Genomic DNA, 16259 nt, shown 5'->3' on the forward strand with positions numbered 1-16259 from the left:
AGCCTTTCAGCATTTGGAGGACCCAGCATGCGCGCAACCATCATGCACGCCCCCGGAGACGTCCGCGTCGAGGATCGTGACAAGCCAGCCATCCAGCGGCCCACTGACGCAGTCATCAAGCTCGTGGCCGCCTGCGTGTGCGGGTCCGATTTGTGGCCCTACCGGGGCGCCGACAAGCTGGCCCGGCCGCAGCCCATGGGCCACGAGTACGTTGGCATCGTCGAAGAAATCGGCGCCGACGTGAAGAACGTCCAGCCCGGCCAGTTCGTCGTGGGGTCCTTCTTCGCCTCGGACAACACCTGTGAGATCTGCCGCTCCGGCTACCAAAGCGGCTGCGTCCACCGCCAGGGCGTGGGCGGCGCCCAGGCCGAATACCTGCGCGTCCCGCTGGCGGACGGCACTTTGGTGGCCACCCCGGAAATTCCCGACGACGCACAGATCCCATCCTTGCTTGCCGCCTCCGATGTCCTGGGCACCGGATGGTTCGCCGCCAAGGCGGCCGAGGTGGGCCCCGGCAAGACCGTAGCGGTCGTGGGCGACGGCGCCGTGGGGCTCTTGGGGATCCTCGCAGCCAAGCAGATGGGCGCCGCGAAGATCATCGCCATGTCCAGGCATGCCGACCGGCAGGCCCTGGCCCGTGAGTTCGGTGCCACCGACATTGTCGAAGAACGTGGCGACGCAGGCGTGAAGAAGATCAAGGAACTCACCGGCGGCCTTGGCGCGCATTCGGTGCTCGAAGCCGTGGGCACCCAGGAATCAATGCTGCAGGCCATCCACGCCACCCGCGCCGGAGGCCACGTAGGGTTCGTGGGCGTCTCCCATGATGTGGCGCTCCCCGGCCGGGACCTCTTCAATTCGCACGTGCACCTGCATGGCGGCCCTGCCCCGGTCAGGCAGTACCTGCCCGAGCTGATCGACCTGATCCTCCGCGGCGAGATCAATCCCGGCAAGGTCTTTGACCTTGAACTGCCACTGGAACAGGCAGCGGACGCATACAAGGCCATGGACGAACGCCGGGCCATCAAGGTGCTGCTGCGCCCGTGACCACGGTCCTGCCTTCGACAGGCGGCCGGCAAGGGTAGGACTCCCAAGACCAGTTACAACAGGGCCACCCTGGCTGCGCCCACACACAGGGTTTCACCAGGGAAGCCCTTGTAGCATCGAGTTATCCCCCAACAGATCAGAGGAGAACCATGACTACCGTCAAGGCTTATGCATCCCCGTCCGCAACGGAGGACCTGGTGGCCACCACCATTGAACGCCGCGAGGTGGGTCCGCACGATGTCATGATCGAAATCAAGTTCGCCGGCATCTGCCACTCGGACATCCACACCGTCCGCGGCGACTGGGGCCCGCAGCAGTACCCGCTGGTCCCCGGCCACGAAATCGCCGGCATCGTCACCGAGGTTGGCTCGGCCGTGACCAAGCACGCCGTTGGCGACCGCGTGGGCGTTGGCTGCATGGTCAACTCGTGCAAGGAATGCGTCAACTGCCAGAAGGGCGAGGAGCAGTACTGCCTCAAGGGCAACGTGGGCACCTACGGCGCCGTTGACCGCGACGGCACCATCACCCAGGGCGGCTACTCCACCCACGTCGTGGTCACCGAGGACTTCGTGGTGACCATCCCCGAGGGCATCGACCTCGACGTTGCCGCGCCGCTGCTGTGCGCCGGCATCACCACCTACTCCCCGCTGCGCCACTGGGGTGCCGGCCCCGGCAAGAAGGTCGCCGTCGTCGGCCTGGGCGGACTCGGCCACATGGCCGTCAAGCTGGCCCACGCCATGGGCGCCGACGTGACGGTCCTGTCCCAGTCGCTGAAGAAGCAGGAAGATGGGCTGCGCCTGGGCGCCGACAACTACTACGCGACCAGCGACGAGAACACCTTCTCCGAGCTCGCCGGATCCTTCGACCTGATCATCAACACGGTCAGCGCCTCGATCGAGATCAGCTCCTACCTGGGCCTGTTGAAGCTGGACGGCGCGCTGGTGAACGTCGGTGCCCCGGCCGAGCCGCTTCCCGTCAACGCCTTCGCCCTGATTGGGGGCCGCCGCTCCTTCGCCGGTTCCATGATCGGCGGCATCCGTGAAACCCAGGAGATGCTCAACTTCTGCGCCGAGCACCACCTGGGCGCCGAGATCGAGGTCATCCCGGCCGAGAAGATCAACGAGGCCTACGAGCGGGTCCTCGCCTCGGACGTCCGGTACCGGTTCGTGATCGATACCGCCACCCTCTAAAGCACCACCATGTGCGGCGGGCCGGCTCCGAAAGGGGCCGGCCCGCCGTAGTGCTTAAACCGTGGGTGAAGGACGACGCCGGACCGGCCTCAGGGCGCGAGGCTTCGCAGGATCGACGCGGCCGGGCCCGCCATGGTGGTCCGGTAGTTGATGCCTGCCCAGAGGTTCAGCCCTTCCGGATCCCCCGCGGCTGCCGCCGCGGCACGCAGGGGAGTGGTGAGGTGATGGATCTCCGGGTACCCGTAGGGGGCATCGGCGTCATGGCGGCGCATGAACGCGTTGTACAGCCCGCGGGCATTGCGGCCGGAAAACGCGCGGGTAACGGCGGTGGTGGTGAAGTGGTCCGGGGACGCCAGCGCCGCCCGGTGCGCCGGTTTGGTTCCAGCTTCGTCGGCGCGGAGGAACGCCGTGCCGGCCTGGACGGCTGCTGCACCGACGCTGAGGGCGGCCCGCGTTTCGTCCGCGGTGGTGATCCCGCCGGCCGCGACCAGGGGCACTTCGAGGTCGGACAGTTCCTCGAGGATCCCGTGCAGGGGCACCTCCGGCGGGGCGCCGGCGGCGTTGAAGGTGCCGCGGTGGCCGCCGGCCTCGGGACCTTGGACGCAGAGGGCATCAGCACCCCGGGTAAGTGCCTGGAGTGCCTCGTCTCGGCCCGTCACCGTGGCCATGACGTATACGCCGCGTTTCTTCAGGGAATCCACAACGTCAGCACCGGGAAAATCGAAAGTAAAGGACACCACCGCCGGTGCCAGGTCCAGCAGGACCTCCAGCTTCCTCTCCCAGCCGTCATCGTCGTGCCGTGGATCCCCCAGTTCGACGCCGAAGCGTTCGGCGTCCGGGGCAAGCGAGGCGGCATAGCGCTGCAGGGCCTCGGGAGTGATGACGGAGGGCTGGGGGACAAAGAGGTTGACCCCGAAGGGTGCGCCCGTGTGTTCCCTGACGGCTTCAATGTCGGCGCGCATCGCGTCCGCCGTCTTATACCCGGCGGCCAGGAAACCCAGGCCGCCGCCGGCGCTGACCGCTACCGCCAGTTCCGGAGTGGACGGCCCGCCCGCCATGGGCGCCTGGATAACGGGCAGTTCCAGGGACCCGGGACTGAACCGACGTGGTTTCCGCTCGCTGTTCAACTCATGCCTCCCGGGCCGGCTGCGCCTACCTGACGAATGCTACGCCGGTCCGGCTTCCGGCACGAAGCGGCGAATCAGGAGCCGGTTGTCTGAACCCGCCGTGACAGGGCCGGGCCGGGCGGCGGAACGTCCCTAGGCGTCGTGGCTTCCGTCCTGGACCGGGCCTGCGGGCGCGATCCGCGCCACCGTGACTTTTACGGAGACGTCCGCCGGGGCAAAGTGCTTCCGGACCGCGGCGGCAACACCCCGGACCACGTCCGGGGTACGTGCCTCCGCGCTGACGCCTACCCGCACGGTCACCTGGGTGCGGCCGTCCTGGTCACGGACGTCCACCAGTGCGTCGTCCTCCGGCTCAGTGCCCTGGCGGTTCAGTACTGCGACGGCCCGGGCCGGAAGCCGCTGCCACAGGGTCCGTGCGGGAAATACTTCCGTGACGCCGTCGACCGCCATGACGACGTTCTTCAAGGGTGTGGTCACTGTTCCTCCCGGGGGGCGTCGATGACGTCGGTGATAGTGATGTCGATGGCCGCAATGGTCAATTCCGTGTGCCTGGCCAGCGCCTCGGCCAGATCCTGCCGCAGCGATGCCGCGCTGTCCATGAGATGCTGGCCGAACAGCACGGCGAGGTCCACGCGGACCGTCACCGGCGCTCCCGGGAGGGTGACGTCGCCGTCGAGCTTTACGCGTCCGGCGACTGTCCCGGGCAGGTTGTCAGCCACGGACCGGACCAGCGCAAGCACTGCCCCTTCCGTTTCGGACAGCGTGTCGGCGGGGTCCTCGGACTGCAGCGGAATGGTCCGGCCGGGCCGCAGTTCCAAGGCCAGGTTCGCCAGGATGTTTTTCATCCAGTCGTCCGTACCACTGCCGGCCGCGGCAACGTCGCTGGCAAAGAGCTCGTTGCCGGCGGCGGAAAGCCGGCGGAGGGAGTCGAGGCCGTTGCGGCACTCCGGGCAGGATTCGAGGTGGTGCGGGTCAGCGAATTCACCGGTGTCCAAGTAGACGCTGAGTTCCTCAAGTGTGTGGCCGCACTCGAATGTGTCGTGGGGCATGCTCATCGCCAATCCTCCATTTCGCGGACCAAGGCGGTCCTGGCACGGGCAAGCCGCCCCCGGACGCTGGCTGGGCTGATGTTCAGGGTTTGCGCAATTTCTTCGTAGCTCTGTCCGTTGATCTCTTTCAGGATCCAGCAGCGCCGCTGCTCTTCGGGCAGGGTTGCCAGGGCCGCCTTCAGCGATTCAATGCCGGCGCCGGCCACTACTGCGGTCTCGGGCCCGGCTCCGGGCGAGACAGTGTCCGGCGGCGCGTCGTCCTCCCCGCCGGCCAGGCTGGTGTGGTTCCTGCGGCGGCGCAGCAAATCGATGCTCCGGCTGCCCGTAAGCCGCAGCAGCCAGCCTTTGACGGCCGCCGGGTCGCGCAGGGTGTCCAGTTGCTTCCAGGCTTGGACCAGTGCTTCCTGCACGGCGTCGTCGGCGTCCGCGTAGGAGCCTGTCAGCCTGCGCGCGGAGGCCCGCATGTGGGGGCCGTAGCGCCGGGCGAGGGCTTCGAAGGCCGCCGTGTCGCCGTCGGCCGCCCTGCCCACCAAAATGGCATCGGGGACCAAATCCAACTGGTCCCGCATCAAGGGTGAACCTGTCACCGAACCCTGCTTTCACTATCGCCGCGAACGCCGGACGCGCGGCAGGCAGGTCCGCGGACCGCCGTGGCGGTGCCGCGGGCCTGCCGCTGGGATTGGCTAGTCTTTGCGGAAACCTTCTTTGACCTTGGCTGTAGCGTCCTTGAGGTTGCTGCCGATGCCCTTGGCTGCGTCCTTGACCTTTTCGCCGGCTTCCTGGAGTTTCGCCTGCGCCTGGTCCCGCTGGCCTTCGCGTTCCAGTTCCTCGTTGCCGGTCAGCTTGCCGGCACCTTCCTTGGCGGCGCCGAGGTGGTTGGTTGCCGCGTTGTTGAGCTTGTCGTCGAGTCCCATGAGGGTGTGCCTTTCTGTCGTGTTCGGTTCCTGCTAGCCCGCGCGCAGTGCCCGGGCCAGTTTGGTCCTGGTTCCAGTTCCTATTCGGACCAGGACGTCATTGCGATGGCCCAGCAGCGCATCGATGGCGCTGACCAGGTCCTCGGCCACGTCTGCCACCTCCCGCGGCGAAGCGCCGCGGCGTGCCTGGAGGGTCAGGCGCAGGGAGGTGCGCGCGGTATTTTTCGAGCCGCGCCGGCGCCAGGCGGTCAGGGAGCTCCCGACGACGGACCGGTTGCCTTCCAGCGCCGCCTCCACGGCTGCCGCCAGGTAGGAGATCTCTACCGCCGTGTCGCCCAGTTCCGCGTCATCCTGCCGCGCCGCTGTCCTGGTCCTGCCACCGCCTTGGCGGGCCAACCAGAGAATGGTGATGAGGGCCCCGAGCAGCAACACCGCCGGCGCCGCCAAAGACCACCAGCTGCCCACCGGTTCCGGCGACGGCGCGGTGTCCCGCAGGGCCTGCCACGCCGTCAAGGCGCTGCCGGCTGCGGCGCTCCAGCCCGTGCGCACGTCCGCGTTCAGTCCGGCGGCCGCCGCCAGGATTCCAGCGCCGATCAGGATCACTCCGGTAAGCGCCAGGAAGGTCCGGTTCATTGCCCTGTTCGTGTTGTTCATTGTCCTACTGCCCCTTCCGCGGCGATGGTCACGTCCGCTGCCAGGTTCCTGGCCAGCCGGCAGGAAGCGACTTCCCGGGCTGCCGCTTCGGTGAGCACTTCCCGGTCAAGGGGCTGGCCCGACGTCGGCCGGACCGACACGTGCGCGCGGCGCCGTCCCACCGTTGTGCTCACCTGCTCCGGCGCCAGGTTGGCGGCCAGGCGCACTTGGCGTGAAACGGCGGCGGCAATGGCTTCGTCATCCACCACCAGCGCCAGGCGTTCGCTGTGCATGGCCCGCCGGCCCCGGCGGCCACCCTTGACGGCAGCCACGAGAAGCGCGGCACCGAGTACCGCCGCCGCGGCGCCGGCTGCTGTCATCACGGCCGGTTGCACCGCCTGGGGCAGGTCCCTCACGGCAGTCGCCATGGCATCGGGGCTGGCCACGAGCGGGCCGCGGCCCAGGAGCGCGAGGACGCACTCGGTCCCCAGCCACAGGAAGCCGGCGAGTAGCAGCACGGCCGAGGCCACGGACAGTCCGGTGCGCGATGAGTGCGTCTCCCTCCGGAGCATCCGCTTTTGCATGCGGCCCTGGTTCATGGCTACCTCCCGTCCTGTTGCTGTGCCCGGTCCGTGCGGGCTTCCTTGGCCGCCCGTGGTGCCGCGGTGAGCCGGATGTTGATCCGGCCAATGTCCATCCCGGTGATCCGCCGCCCGGCGAAGGCGATCCTCAGCCGGGCAATGTTTGCCTGCTCGAAGGTGGAGTGTTGCTCCCTTCCCGCCGGGGCCGGGTCCAGGAGCGGGGGAACAGGGAGCCGCATCTGCAGATCGACCCCGAGTTTTCCGGCATCGTCCCGGAGGGCGGCGGAAGCGTCATCCCGCGGGACGCCGTACGCGCCGGCTGCCACGGCCTCCAAGGTGTGCCGCAGGGCAGCCGGGGCGATCCGGGTATGGCCCCGGCGGGTCACGACGACGAGCGCCGGCCGCGCAGGGCGTCCAGCACGGCGCCGAGGTCCAGTTGCCCCTCGGCCGCCCGGCCCAGGAGCGCGCCGATGGCCATGAAGATGGCCGTCAGCAGGAAGCCCCAGAAACCGAAGGCGAGGGCGGCCAGAGCCAGCACGGCCCCTGCGGCCGTGCCGGCGACGACGGGGGTCATGCGACCCTCGGTTCGCGCTCGGCGTCGTCCGCGTCATCGCCCTCGGACGGGACGTGGATATCTGTGATGGTGATGTTGACCTCGGTGACTTCCATGCCCACCAGGTCTTCCACTGCCGTGTAGACGGCATCGCGGGCCCGGTCCGCCACCTGCTGCAGGGGGTGCGGGTACTCGACCACCAAGGTGACATCCACGGCCACCTGGGTCTGGCCGACCTCCACGCTGACGCCCTGGGTGAGGTCCTTCTGGCCCACCTTCTCGCGGAGGGTGCCAATGGCGCGGGCTGCCCCACCGCCCAGCGCGTACACGCCGTCAATTTCCTGGATGGCGATGCCGGCGATCTTTGCCACCACGCCGTCGGCCACCGTGGTGCGTCCGCGGCCGTCCGCGCCGTTGGCGGGGGACAGTTCATGGCCGGGTGCGGTGGCTGCCTTCTTCTGCTGGACTGCTGCGGGGTTCTGCGCCTGGGTAGTCATTGCGTCACTCCTTGTTTGCTCTGGAATAGGGTTCCAAGGGCGCGTTCTGCGCCTTCACAAGTAAGGACGGGGCCAGGGCGGAAAACGTCACGCGGTTTTTGGTGTGACCCTTGTCACATCTGACTAAAGGCGTGAAAAAGGGGAGTGGGCGGCGATGTGAGGTCCCGTCGTCGTCCACTCCCCGCGGGGTGCTGTTTAGACGGCCGCGAGGGCCGCTTCGTCGCTTCGGACGCTCAGCGTGAAGGTGTTGGGTCCGCTGCACGTGACGGCGATGCGGCAGGTGGTGGTGTTGTGCCGGGTGGAAAGGTCCGTGACCGCGGAATCAAGGGTCTCGTGGAAAGAGGCCCGGTCCCAGATCTTCAGCGTCACGGATTTGGCAGCGTTAAACGTCATTGTTCAGTACTTTCCTTCGTCAGTGCGGCCCCCTTCGGGCCGCTGGAGTGGCCTGTCCACGCTTCGGGGATCGGTGGCCTGCGCTCACCGGTGGGCCTCGTTGCGTCACCAGGATTTCGGGGCGGGAGCTTGCCCGCCCTTCATATCCATAGTGCCCAAGCCGGAACGGCGCCCGGAACCAAAAAGTGCTTTGTTGCGGGTGTTTTTCGTCACGTTCGAGCCAGGGGCGCGGCCCTTGTCCTTCGACATGCGACTCTTTCGGAGGGCGGGGCAACCGTAGGATAAAGCCATGCTGAATCCTGTCGATAACGAGACCGTTCATCACCTGCAGGAGATCCTGGTGGGCGCCGGGAATGCCGTGGAATTCCTGTCCGGCCTGTCCGGCTTGGCGGCAGAGGCAGTATCTGACGCCGCCGGGTCCAGGATCGAGTGCGCCGTCACCCTCCAGCTCCGCCGGCGGCCCTCCACTGCGGCGGCAAGCAGCGCCCGTGCGCTGGAACTGGACCAGGTTGAACAAATGTTGGGCGACGGGCCCTGCCTCCGGGCCCTCCGGGACATGGCCCCGGTGCTGATTGACGACGTCGCGCAGGATTCGCGGTGGAAGGCTTACAACCAGGAACTGGTCAAACGCAACGTCCACAGCACCCTCGGTGTGCCGCTGGAAATCACCAGCGATGCCGGAGCTGCCTTGAATTTCTTCGCCACCCGGCCTGGCGTTTTCACGGCGGACGTGTATGGCAAGGCTGCGGGTTTCGCGGCTGCGGCCCGCAATACGCTGCACCTCTCGGTGCGGATCGATACGGCCCGGAACCGTGCGGACGACCTGGAAGCTGCCCTGGAGAGCAGGACCGCCATCAACCTTGCCTGCGGGGTGATCATGGCGCAAAACCGCTGCTCCCAGCAGGAAGCGATGGATATCCTCACCCGGGTCTCCAGCAACCGCAACCGGAAACTCCGGGATGTCGCCAAGGAACTTATCGAGCAGCTGCCCGGCAATGGCGTGAAGACCCACTTCGACGCGTAGAAGCGCAGGCCCTGCCGGCGTCCTGGGTTTTCGGAAATCCATTGACACCCGGATTTCGGCGGACTAACGTGCAACCAAATGGTTGTAGATCAGCTCCGCGAGTCCGAACTTGACCGCCTCTTCCAGGCGTTCGCCGATCCCACCCGGCGTGACATCGTCCGCCGGGTCACGGTGGGCGAGTACACCGTGTCCGGGCTCGCGGCCTTCTATGCCATGAGTTTCGCCGCAGTCCAGAAGCATGTGGCGGTGCTGGAACGCGCATCGCTGGTCACGAAGGAAAAACGCGGAAGGGAGCAGGTTGTCCGGGGCAACCACGAAGGGCTCCAGGAAGCCCGGCGGCTGCTCGACGAATACGAACAGATCTGGCGGCAGCGGGCCGCCAGGATGGCAGACATTCTTGCTGAAGGTTAGGAAGGCACGGCCATGACAGTCATCAGTATGGACAAAAATCCCGAGGCGCTCTCCCTCACGCTCGTCGCCGAGTTCGACGCCGGCGTCGAACGGGTCTGGCAGCTCTGGGAAGATCCCCGCCTGCTCGAGCGCTGGTGGGGCCCACCCACTTGGCCGGCCACGTTCCACAGGCACGACTTCGTCCCCGGCGGGCGCGCCAACTACTACATGACCGGCCCGGAGGGTGAGAAGGCCCATGGCTGGTGGGAGTTCACGGCCATCGAGGCTCCCCGGGAGCTTCAGTTCGACGACGGGTTCGCGGACAGCGACGGAAACCCTGCGGGTGACTTGGGCGTCACCCATGCGACGGTCACGCTCGAGCCGCTGGGGGAGCGGACGCGCATGACCATCCACTCCGCGTTCGAATCCGAAGAGCAGCTGGAACAGATGGTTGCCATGGGCATGGAGGAAGGGATGACGCTGGCCGCCGGCCAGATCGACGGCATCCTCGCAGAGCACGCCAACATCTGAAACCGGGCAACCAGCAGGAGCCTTGCGGCGGCCCCAGGCGGGCAGGCGACGGCGGGACGTCCCGCCGTCGCCTGCCCGCCGGTGGGCGTTGAACGCAAAAGCCGGCGCCGCAATACTGGAAAGCGGACCAACCTGAGGTGAGGCGGTGGCGGCAATGAGTGGCGGGTCGGCGGGATTCCGGAGGCGGCTGGAGCGGGCAGCCGAGGTGCGCTCCTACCGGGGCGCGGGCATCAGTGCCGAGGAAGAAGCCGCGTTGGACGCCCTGGATGCCCAGGAGCGAGACAAGCGCCGGAAAGTCAGCGACGCCGCCCGGGCGGAGTACCTGGTCCGCGATGCCATGGCACAGGGCAAGTTCGACAACCTCAAGTACGCCGGCAAACCGATCCCAGGCCTTGGCGATTCCTATGATCCGGATTGGTGGGTCAAGGGGCTGATCCAGCGGGAGAATATCAGCGGCCTGGGGCCGGCCGCCATCCTGCTCCGTGCTGAGGACGCCCAGCTCGATGCAACGCTCGACGCCCTGCCCACGGAACAGCAGGTCCGGGACCTCCTGCAGGACTTCAACAGGCGGGTGGTCGATGCGCGCCGGCAATTGCAGGGCGGTCCGCCCGTCATCACGAAGACGCGGGACGTCCAAGTGGAGCTGGACAGCTGGCGGAGCCGCCGGGCAGCGCGCTTTGTGGAAGTTCCCGCGGAGCCGGAACCCGCGCGTTCCTGGTGGCAGCGGCTGTGGAAAGGGCCCGGCCGGGGGTAGCGCAGTTTATGGCGCAGGCCGATCCCGCGCTGGTATCAGGCCTTCGGATACTAGGGCTTCGGTGTCGGATTTGGGCCGATCATCGATGCAGGTGGCGGCGCGAACGGTGCTGCGGGATACAGGGCCGCCACCTTGAGCATGTAGTCGGCCCACTGCGGCCCGGCAATCATGTATCCGTCCAGGCTGGGATAGAACGTGCCGTTGATGGTGACGTTCTGGCCCGCACGCTTCTGGCCTCCCAGGGCATCCCCAAAGTAGGACGCGGTGACCAGGCCGGTGGTGTAGCCCACCACCCAGGTGGAGCCGTTGTTGTTCGACGTTCCGGTCTTGGCTGCGGTGGGGAACTTGTCCTGCACCTTCGGGTTGATCCATACACCTGATCCCCGCTTCAAGACGTCCTGCAGCACCGAGTTCACGCCACGGGCTACATCAGGCTTGACGGCGTCACGGCAGTCCGGGGCCGGTACGGGAAGTTTCGCGCCAGCGCCATCAGTGACCTCCACCAGGGCAATGGGCGTGCAATAGCGGCCCTCGGTGGCGAAGGTGGCAAAAGCGTTCGCAAGGGTCAGGGGCGCGACTCCTGTGCCGCCCAGCAAGTTGCCCAGCTGGTGCATGTTGACCGGCGTGCTGTCCAGCCCGCTATGCAGGCCCACCGAATCCACCATCTTCTGGATGCCACAGAAATCGAGCTGTGCTGCCGAGGCGAACGTAGCGGTGTTGATCGAGTTGTAGAGGCCGAAATTGACAGGCATTGGCCGGTAGAAGCCGTCCTCGGCATTCTGCAGGTCGTCCGCTGCGCCGAGCGTGGGATTGTTCTGCGCAGTGTCATAGGCGCCCAGTACTTTGCCGCAGCTGTCCTTCCACGGGAAGTCGAGGGGATAGACCCGGCGTGACGCGTCCACCACCGCCGTAAGGGCCTTCCCCTCGTTCAGCCACTCGGCAAACGTGAACGGCTTCATGGTCGATCCGGGCTGGAACCCGCCCGCCCCGTTGAGGTCGTTCCCCTGCGCGTCCTTGGCGTCGACGTTGAAATTCAGGTTCGTGTCAAACTTGCCAGGGTGCGGAAGGAACACCGTGTTCTGGGCCATCGCCAGGATCTTGCCGGTGCCCGGCTGGATGCTCACCAGGGATGCGGCCCAGCGGTCCGGGTTGGCGCCTGCCGTCCCGTCCACCTGTGCCTGGGCCGCAGCTTGGAGCCTGCTGTCCAGGGTGGTCACGATCGTGAGTCCGCCACGGTACAACCGCCGCTCCCGTTCGGCCTCGCTTGGCCCGAACGCGGGATTGTCCAGGATCAGGTGGGAAATGTAATCGCAGAAGTATGGCGCCGTCGCGGCATTAGCGCACCCCTGTTCCGGGGGCGTGATCTTCACTTCGATGGGAGCGGCCACGGCCTCGTCATGCTGGGCCCGGGTGATCTTGCCCAGGCGCAGCATTTCGGACAGGACCTGGTTCCGGCGCACTGCCGAGTTGTCCGGATGGGTGTCCGGATTGTAGAACGTGGGGCTGTTCACCAGCCCGGCCAGCAGGGCCGCCTGCGGCAGGGTAAGGTCCTTTGCCGTGGTGCTGAAGAAGTATCGGGCCGCCGCCTCGATCCCGTAAGCGTTGCTGCTGAAGAAAACGATGTTCAGGTAGCCCTCAAGGATCTGGTTCTTGGTGTACTTCTTCTCGAGGGCGATGGCCAGCTTCATCTCCCGCAGCTTGTCACCGAGGTTTTTCTGCCCGCTCAGGACCACCGCATCAGGCCTGTCCTGGGAAAGCTGCGCTTCATTGAGCACATTCGTGACGTACTGCTGGGTGATGGTTGACGCCCCTTGCTCGCCGCCTTTGGTCAGGTTGGAAAACAGTGCGCGGAGGATGCCCTGCGGATCCACCCCGGCATGCTCGTAGAACCTGCTGTCCTCGATCGAAATAATGGCGTCCTTGATGAAGGGTGACATCTGGTCCAGTGGCACCCGAACGCGGTTCTCCGCATAGAGGGTCGCGATCGGCTGGCCGTCGGCGCTCAGGACCCTGGTGGCTTGCGACGGCGGCTGCACCGTCATTTCCGCAGGCAGGTTGTCAAAGAATCCAATGGACGAGCTGACGCCGAGGCCCGCGGCCGCCACTGCCGGGACCACCAGGCTGGCAGCCAGTACGCCACACAGGATGCTGGCTGCAATGAACCCCACGAGCCGTCCCACGGCTGCGCCGAATCCATGCCTGCGCTTCCGCTTCTTCGCCATTCCTCAGCCCTCGTGCTCCAGGGTGTGATTAGGATACGCCGCCGGCCACCGGCGTAACAGAGGCCCGAAGGTCTGGATTTGGTCACGCCAAAGTCTTGACCAGCGATAGTTACCGACATATCGTTAACTATCGCTGAAGGAATCAGCGAGATACCTGAAGTGAAAGGACGATGCCGCTATGAAAGGCATATTCGACGACAAGCACTCGGGCCCGGAATTCGCCAAAGGCCGCTTCGAACGGGGGAGGGCCCATAGGGGTCCGCACGGGCACCGCGGGCCAGGCTTTGGGCCCGGCTTCGGTCCTGGTTTTGGACCCGGTTTTGGACCCGGGTTCGGCCCGGGCTTTGGTCCCGGTTTTGGCCGCGGCGGCCGGCGGGCCAGCCGGGGGGATGTCCGCGCGGCCATCCTCTCCCTCCTGGCTGAGGCGCCTTCCAACGGTTACGGGCTGATCAAGACCATCGCCACGAAGACCGGTGGCATGTGGCGGCCCAGCCCCGGATCGATCTACCCCACCCTCCAGCAGCTGGTGGACGAAGGGCTGATCGAGGCGCTCAGCGAGGGCCGGGGAACTGAGTTCGCGCTCACGGACGCGGGCAAGGCGTATGTGGCAGAGCATGCAGAGGAGATGGAAAACGCCTGGAATGCTGAGCCCGACAGCGCAGACCGGGACTTCCACCAAAGCATTGGGAAGCTGCTGGGGGCCATCCATCAATTCCGTACGGGTGTTACGGAGGAACAGCGTGCTGCAGCCGTCGAAAAGATGGATGAAACGCGCCGGGCCCTCTACAAGATCCTTGCCGACTAGCAGCTCCGGGCGGGCCGGGCCGGCGGGCGCCGGCTCCGCCCGGACCCTAGTCCCGGGAAAGGAGTTCCCGGGCCGGGAATCTATGCGAACGCGTCTTCCTTGGCGGGGACGTCGGTCTTGGTTGGTGCCGCGGCTTTGGCTGCGGTCGCGGAGGCGTGGGCAGTGTGGTGGGTCAGCATGTGGCCCAGGGCGCTGAAGCCCGAACCCATTTCCCCGAAGGCGTAGGCGGTTTCCGCATGCTCGGACAGGTCCACGCCGGCGGTTTCGGCCTCATGGCTGACACGGAATCCGACCGTCTTGTTGATGACCAGGCCAATGATTGCCGTCCCGATTCCGGAGAGCAGCAGGGTGATGACGACTGCGGCCGCCTGGGCCACCAGCTGCTGGATGCCACCGCCGTAGAAGAGTCCGCCTCCTTGGCCGTTTACGGGCAGGGCAATGAATCCCAGCGCCAAGGTGCCGATGAGGCCCGCGCCCAGGTGGACTCCCACCACGTCCAGGGAGTCATCGAGGCCGAAGCGGTACTTGAGGTCCACGAATACGCAGCAGGCAACCCCGGCAACCAGGCCCAGGCCGACGGCCGCCAGCGGGCTGATGTTCGCACAGGACGGCGTGATGGCGACCAGGCCGGCAACCACGCCGGAGGCGGCACCCAGGGAGGTCGGGTGCCCGTGGCGGACCTTTTCGGTCACCAGCCAGCTCAGCATCGCCGCGGCGGGGGCTATCAAGGTGTTGACCCAGATCAGACCGGCCTGCTCCACGCTGGTTGCGGCGCCGCCATTGAAGCCAAACCAGCCGAACCACAGGATGGCTGCGCCCAGCATGATGAACGGGATGTTGTGGGGGCGGTGGTTGGGGTCCTTCGCGAACCCGTGCCGCTGGCCAACGATGATGGCGAGCACCAGTGCGGCCGTGCCGGAGCTGATTTCCACCACCGCGCCGCCGGCGAAGTCGATGACCTGGCCGAAGATTGCCGTGACGGCGCCGCCTGCACTCATCAGGCCGCCGCCCCAGATCATGTAGGCGAGGGGGCAGTAGATCACCGTGATCCAGACGGGCACGAAGAGGGCCCAGGCACTGAATTTGGCGCGGTCGGCGATGGCACCGCTGATCAAGGCCACGGTGATGATGGCGAAAGTGGCGCTGTACCCGGCCTTGAGCAGGTCCGGCGACCCAATGAGGTTCTGCAGGCCGAAGCTGGCGAAGGGATTGCCGAAGATTCCCAGCACGCCGTCGCCGGTGGTCATGGAGTAACCCCACAGGACCCAAACCACGCCGACGATGCCGGAAGAGATGAAGCTCATCATGATCATGTTCAGGGCGGCCTTGGCGCGGGTCATGCCGCCGTAGAAGAGGCCAAGGCCAGGAGTCATCAGCAGTACCATCGCGGCTGAAATCATCAGCCAGACGTGTTGGGCAGTGATTTCCACTGGTGGGTCCCTTCGCAGCGTGAACGTTGTGCGGGGCCCTTTTGGCCCCGTGGCATTTCCCCCGCGGTCTATTTTTCGTGCCGCGTGTTTCAGCCAGTGCCGCTTAAAGTTGCGGCTGCGTTACACAAATCGCTCCTGCGTGAAGTTCACGTATCAGCTATGTTTCGGGAATGTAAACGCGTCCCCACCGTGACGGGTCGCCCTGGGCGCCTCACCCCGCGATCCTGCGGAATTCGCGGGGTTCCGGCTGCTCCAAGGGTGAGAACCCGCCGTCGTACGTCTTTTTGCCCTATGTTTCCGGGCCGTGAACGGCGATTCGCCCGTTCAGAAGCTGCGGGCGTTGGCCAGGACCGGCAGCGTGGCGCGCACCGACTCCACGGACGCCGGATCGATGTCGACGACGGCGAGTTCGGGTTTTCCGCCGAGTGACACCAGGGCGGTACCCAGGGGAGTAACGACCGCGCTGTGCCCGATTCCGGTGGGTGCCGCACTTGCGGGGCCGGCGCCGATGGTTTCAGGATCACCCTGGCCGCACGCCACCACAAACGTGGTGCTGTCCAGCGCCCGGGCGCGCACCAGCAGGTCCCACTGTTCGGCTTTGCCCTCACCGGCTCCCCAGGACGCGCACACAATGTTGACGTGTGCTCCCGCGTTGGCGTTGGCCGTGAACAGGGCCGGGAAGCGGACGTCGTAGCAGGTGGCCAGGCCGAACACGGTGCCGTCGAGCTCGAACGTTACCGGCGCCTTCCCGGCGTCCACCGTCTTGGACTCGGTGAAGCCGAAGGCGTCAAACAGGTGGACCTTGTCGTAGGACGCCTCCACGGCGGGGCCGGTGACCAGCAGGGTGTTGCGGACGCGGCCTTCCGCTCCAGGGGTGAACATCCCTGCCACGATGGTGATGTCCAGGTCCTTGGCGACACGGCGCACCTCGCCTGCCCACGGGCCGTCAAGTGGTTCGGCAATGTCTTTCAGCGAGTTTCCGAAGGCCCGCATTGCCGCCTCCGGAAAGACCACCAGCTGTGCGCCGGCGTTTTTCGCCTGGGCCGCGTAGTCCCTGATGATGCCGAGGTTTGCTGCGGTGTCGGCGCCGCTGATGATTTGGGCGATGGCGATACGCATGGA

At 66.5% G+C, this 16259-nt stretch carries 21 protein-coding genes; 7 read left to right on the plus strand and 14 right to left on the minus strand.

The genetic code is table 11. From position 1 onward, the window contains the following. Positions 1-27 precede the first annotated feature (27 nt). Both QRM95_RS15355 and QRM95_RS15360 read left to right on the plus strand, forming a co-directional pair. Positions 28-1044: a zinc-dependent alcohol dehydrogenase family protein gene (locus tag QRM95_RS15355; protein WP_285248403.1), complete on the plus strand. Its 1017-nt coding sequence runs from the start codon at positions 28-30 to the stop codon at positions 1042-1044. A 149-nt stretch (positions 1045-1193) separates the two neighbouring features. Next, positions 1194-2234, plus strand: coding sequence for an NAD(P)-dependent alcohol dehydrogenase (locus QRM95_RS15360; RefSeq protein ID WP_285248404.1), 1041 nt, complete (start codon positions 1194-1196; stop codon positions 2232-2234). Between the two features lie 89 nt (positions 2235-2323). On the opposite strand, the gene QRM95_RS15365 is transcribed toward QRM95_RS15360, so the two are convergent. From QRM95_RS15365 to QRM95_RS15415, 11 genes are all read right to left on the minus strand, one after another. Then, positions 2324-3361: a nitronate monooxygenase gene (locus QRM95_RS15365; RefSeq protein WP_285248405.1), complete on the minus strand. Its 1038-nt coding sequence runs from the start codon at positions 3359-3361 to the stop codon at positions 2324-2326. A gap of 132 nt (positions 3362-3493) precedes the next feature. Then, positions 3494-3838, minus strand: a complete 345-nt coding sequence (locus tag QRM95_RS15370; RefSeq protein ID WP_285248406.1) for a hypothetical protein — start codon at positions 3836-3838, stop codon at positions 3494-3496. Then, positions 3835-4410 (minus strand): anti-sigma factor, encoded by a 576-nt coding sequence (locus QRM95_RS15375; protein WP_285248407.1) that lies wholly within the window; start codon positions 4408-4410, stop codon positions 3835-3837. The genes QRM95_RS15370 and QRM95_RS15375 overlap by 4 nt, the downstream gene beginning before the upstream one ends. Positions 4411-4412: 2 nt before the next feature. Next, entirely contained in the window at positions 4413-4979 is a 567-nt protein-coding gene (locus QRM95_RS15380) for an RNA polymerase sigma factor (protein WP_285248466.1), read from the minus strand. 114 nt (positions 4980-5093) lie between these two features. Further along, positions 5094-5324 (minus strand): CsbD family protein, encoded by a 231-nt coding sequence (locus QRM95_RS15385; RefSeq protein WP_285248408.1) that lies wholly within the window; start codon positions 5322-5324, stop codon positions 5094-5096. 33 nt (positions 5325-5357) lie between these two features. Beyond that, entirely contained in the window at positions 5358-5978 is a 621-nt protein-coding gene (locus tag QRM95_RS15390; protein ID WP_285248409.1) for a hypothetical protein, read from the minus strand. Further along, positions 5975-6556 (minus strand): hypothetical protein, encoded by a 582-nt coding sequence (locus QRM95_RS15395; protein ID WP_285248410.1) that lies wholly within the window; start codon positions 6554-6556, stop codon positions 5975-5977. Before QRM95_RS15395 ends, QRM95_RS15390 begins: the two co-directional genes overlap by 4 nt. Before the next feature lie 2 nt (positions 6557-6558). Then, positions 6559-6924 carry a hypothetical protein gene (locus QRM95_RS15400; protein ID WP_285248411.1) on the minus strand — a complete coding sequence of 122 codons (366 nt, stop codon included), beginning with the start codon at positions 6922-6924 and terminating at the stop codon, positions 6559-6561. Then, positions 6921-7112, minus strand: coding sequence for a DUF2273 domain-containing protein (locus tag QRM95_RS15405; protein ID WP_285248412.1), 192 nt, complete (start codon positions 7110-7112; stop codon positions 6921-6923). Before QRM95_RS15405 ends, QRM95_RS15400 begins: the two co-directional genes overlap by 4 nt. After that, on the minus strand, positions 7109-7588 hold the full coding sequence (locus tag QRM95_RS15410; RefSeq protein WP_018761007.1) for an Asp23/Gls24 family envelope stress response protein: 480 nt from the start codon (positions 7586-7588) through the stop codon (positions 7109-7111). Before QRM95_RS15410 ends, QRM95_RS15405 begins: the two co-directional genes overlap by 4 nt. 195 nt (positions 7589-7783) lie before the next feature. Next, positions 7784-7981, minus strand: a complete 198-nt coding sequence (locus tag QRM95_RS15415) for a hypothetical protein (protein ID WP_285248413.1) — start codon at positions 7979-7981, stop codon at positions 7784-7786. Between the two features lie 289 nt (positions 7982-8270). On the opposite strand from QRM95_RS15415, the gene QRM95_RS15420 reads away from it, so the two are divergent. The 4 genes from QRM95_RS15420 to QRM95_RS15435 all read left to right on the plus strand — a co-directional run bounded on the left by QRM95_RS15420 (position 8271) and on the right by QRM95_RS15435 (position 10680). Further along, positions 8271-9005, plus strand: coding sequence for a GAF and ANTAR domain-containing protein (locus QRM95_RS15420; protein ID WP_285248414.1), 735 nt, complete (start codon positions 8271-8273; stop codon positions 9003-9005). 78 nt (positions 9006-9083) lie between these two features. Continuing rightward, positions 9084-9416: an ArsR/SmtB family transcription factor gene (locus QRM95_RS15425; protein WP_285248415.1), complete on the plus strand. Its 333-nt coding sequence runs from the start codon at positions 9084-9086 to the stop codon at positions 9414-9416. 12 nt (positions 9417-9428) lie between these two features. After that, entirely contained in the window at positions 9429-9926 is a 498-nt protein-coding gene (locus tag QRM95_RS15430; protein ID WP_285248416.1) for an SRPBCC family protein, read from the plus strand. 154 nt (positions 9927-10080) lie between these two features. Next, positions 10081-10680, plus strand: coding sequence for a DnaJ family domain-containing protein (locus tag QRM95_RS15435; protein WP_285248467.1), 600 nt, complete (start codon positions 10081-10083; stop codon positions 10678-10680). A 50-nt stretch (positions 10681-10730) separates the two neighbouring features. Here the strand turns inward: QRM95_RS15435 and QRM95_RS15440 are convergent, their stop codons facing one another. After that, positions 10731-12902: a transglycosylase domain-containing protein gene (locus QRM95_RS15440; RefSeq protein WP_285248417.1), complete on the minus strand. Its 2172-nt coding sequence runs from the start codon at positions 12900-12902 to the stop codon at positions 10731-10733. A 178-nt stretch (positions 12903-13080) separates the two neighbouring features. On the opposite strand from QRM95_RS15440, the gene QRM95_RS15445 reads away from it, so the two are divergent. Next, a complete protein-coding gene (locus QRM95_RS15445) occupies positions 13081-13707 on the plus strand; it encodes a PadR family transcriptional regulator (protein WP_285248418.1) in 627 nt (208 codons plus the stop codon). A gap of 80 nt (positions 13708-13787) precedes the next feature. Here the strand turns inward: QRM95_RS15445 and QRM95_RS15450 are convergent, their stop codons facing one another. Both QRM95_RS15450 and QRM95_RS15455 read right to left on the minus strand, forming a co-directional pair. Then, complete coding sequence (locus QRM95_RS15450; protein WP_285248419.1) at positions 13788-15137, minus strand: ammonium transporter; 1350 nt, start codon at positions 15135-15137, stop codon at positions 13788-13790. A gap of 324 nt (positions 15138-15461) precedes the next feature. Then, positions 15462-16256: a carbon-nitrogen hydrolase family protein gene (locus tag QRM95_RS15455; protein ID WP_285248420.1), complete on the minus strand. Its 795-nt coding sequence runs from the start codon at positions 16254-16256 to the stop codon at positions 15462-15464. Positions 16257-16259 lie beyond the last annotated feature (3 nt).

The sequence above is a fragment of the Pseudarthrobacter sp. efr-133-R2A-89 genome (assembly GCF_030209315.1).
Taxonomy (GTDB): Bacteria; Actinomycetota; Actinomycetes; order Actinomycetales; family Micrococcaceae; genus Arthrobacter.